The organism is Dietzia sp. DQ11-44 (genome assembly GCF_014145205.1).
GTDB lineage: Bacteria > Actinomycetota > Actinomycetes > Mycobacteriales > Mycobacteriaceae > Dietzia > Dietzia natronolimnaea.
In genome coordinates this window covers 1-1,960 of the sequence record NZ_JAALEC010000483.1, presented here as the reverse complement: position 1 = coordinate 1,960, position 1,960 = coordinate 1, and the positions used below count along the sequence as shown (strand labels likewise).

3 protein-coding genes are annotated in these 1,960 nt (G+C 68.5%); all 3 read left to right on the top strand.

All coding sequences use genetic code 11. From position 1 onward, the window contains the following. The first annotated feature begins 299 nt into the window (after positions 1-299). The 3 genes from G6018_RS12235 (at position 300) to G6018_RS12225 (ending at position 1,930) form a co-directional block, all read left to right on the top strand. Positions 300-1,196, top strand: coding sequence for a universal stress protein (locus tag G6018_RS12235; RefSeq protein ID WP_179523576.1), 897 nt, complete (start codon positions 300-302; stop codon positions 1,194-1,196). Next, positions 1,193-1,480 carry a GNAT family N-acetyltransferase gene (locus G6018_RS12230; RefSeq protein WP_179523577.1) on the top strand — a complete coding sequence of 96 codons (288 nt, stop codon included), beginning with the start codon at positions 1,193-1,195 and terminating at the stop codon, positions 1,478-1,480. Before G6018_RS12235 ends, G6018_RS12230 begins: the two co-directional genes overlap by 4 nt. 159 nt (positions 1,481-1,639) lie before the next feature. Then, the gene (locus G6018_RS12225; RefSeq protein WP_182639740.1) at positions 1,640-1,930 is read left to right on the top strand and encodes a GlsB/YeaQ/YmgE family stress response membrane protein; all 291 of its coding nucleotides are present in this window, start codon (positions 1,640-1,642) and stop codon (positions 1,928-1,930) included. Positions 1,931-1,960: the final 30 nt, after the last annotated feature.

Genomic DNA, 1,960 nt, shown 5'->3' with positions numbered 1-1,960 from the left:
CACGCAACGGCAGGGGCCTTCGCGGACGTCCGGACTTCGGCATATGCAGAGTCTAGTCGTTGGGCTACACTCACTTTTCGCCCCAGGCACCTCATGCGTCACTCGCACACCAGCTGCCCCCTTTACCCCAGGAGCACCCATGATCGACGCCGTTGTCGACTTCTTCCTCTTCGGTCCCGGCCGCGCCTTCCTCCCGGCGTTCCAGGGCAGCTTCAACATGGCGTACCCGCCCAACGCCCCCTTCCCCGACGAGTTCTGAGAACGCCTCCAAGAACCACCCGTGGCGGTAGTCTCGAGGCATGGCTTCACTTGAGAATTCCGTGGTCGTCGGCATCGACGGTTCAGCAGCCTCGACCGGCGCCGTCGCGTACGCCGCCAACACCGCCGCCACCCGGCGGGTCCCGCTCGTGCTGGTGACCAGCTACACGATGCCGGCCGCCATGTTCGCCGAGGGCATGGTCCCGCCCCAACCCGTCTACGACGAGTTGGAGAAGGAGTGCCAGCCGATCGTGGAGCAGGCCAGGGCCACCGCCCTCAAGGTCGCCCCGGACATCGAGGTCTCGCACGCGATCGTCGAGGGCAACCCCTCGCAGGTCCTGATCGACTACTCCCGCAAGGCCAAGATGATCGTCCTGGGCTCGCGCGGACTGGGCGGGATCAAGGGGATGGTCCTCGGTTCGGTCTCGGCCTCGGTGGCCAGCCACGCGTTCTGCCCGGTCGTGGTGACCCGCGAGGACACCGACGACCTCGACCGCTCGGGCCCGGTCGTGGTGGGGGTCGACGGTTCCGAGGTCAGCACCAAGGCCACCGCGTGGGCCTTCGCCGAGGCCTCGGCCCGCGACGCCACCCTGATCGCGGTGCACACCTGGATGGACCCGCAGGTCCAGGCCGCCGCCGCGGGGATCGCGCTGACCGACGAGGACTGGCGGCAGCTCGAGGAACAGCAGCTCGAGGTCCTGTCCGAGCGGCTCGCCGGCTTCTCCGACCGCTACCCCGACGTGCGGATCGAGCGGGTCGTCACCCGCGATCGCGCGGTCCGGGCACTCGTGGAGCAGGCCGAGAAGGCCCAGCTCGTCGTCGTCGGGTCCCACGGGCGGGGCGGATTCACCGGCATGGTCCTCGGCTCGACCAGCCGGGCGCTCCTGCAGGCCTCGCCCTGCCCGGTGATGGTCGTGCGCCCGGAGTCGCACTCGTGAGCGCCGGGGAGGACATCCGGGTGCAGCGCAATGCCGCCGCCGGCCGGTTCGAGATCGTCGTCGACGACGTCGTGGCGGGTTTCGCCGACTACAGCGACGCCGACGGCGTCAGGACCTTCCCGCACACCGTGGTGGACAAGGAATTCGGCGGCCGCGGCCTGGCCGGGCGGATGATCGGCGAGGCCCTCGCGGTCACCCGCGACGAGGGCCTGCGGGTGCGGCCCGCCTGCGAGTTCGTCGAGCGCTACGTCCAGAAGAACCCGGACTCGGCGGACCTCGCCTGAGAGCCACTGCTCACATGACACCTGAGGTGCAGGTGAGTAACGAATAAGCGACGATTAACCCCACACACGGCCCGACCGGAGGCGTTCGGGGCGCAAGCGTGTTCTGCTGTGGGTGCGGCTCGCACTCGGGCCGAGTAGCTCTCGGGAAAGGATTACATCATGGGGACAATCATCGCCTGGATCATCATCGGCGGACTCGCCGGTTGGATCGCCTCCAAGATCATGAAGCGTGACGCCCAGATGGGCATTATCGCCAACATCGCCGCCGGCATCGTCGGCGCGTTCATCGTGGGCTGGCTCGTCTCGTTCCTTACCGGCGGCAGCGAGGAAGGCGTTATGCCGGCGGCCTTCTCCATTCCCGGCGTCCTCGCCGCTATCGTCGGTGCCTGCCTCGTGATCTGGCTCGTCAGCCTCGTCGGCGGTCGCAGCAACCGCGGCACCCGCGTCTGATCAGGTCAGACCAGAACGTGCCGGACGGCC

Coding starts and splice junctions, on each gene's coding strand:
- G6018_RS12235 (WP_179523576.1), top strand. CDS start 300: ATGGCTTCACTTGAGAATTCCGTGGTCGTCGGCATCGACGGTTCAGCA.
- G6018_RS12225 (WP_182639740.1), top strand. CDS start 1,640: ATGGGGACAATCATCGCCTGGATCATCATCGGCGGACTCGCCGGTTGG.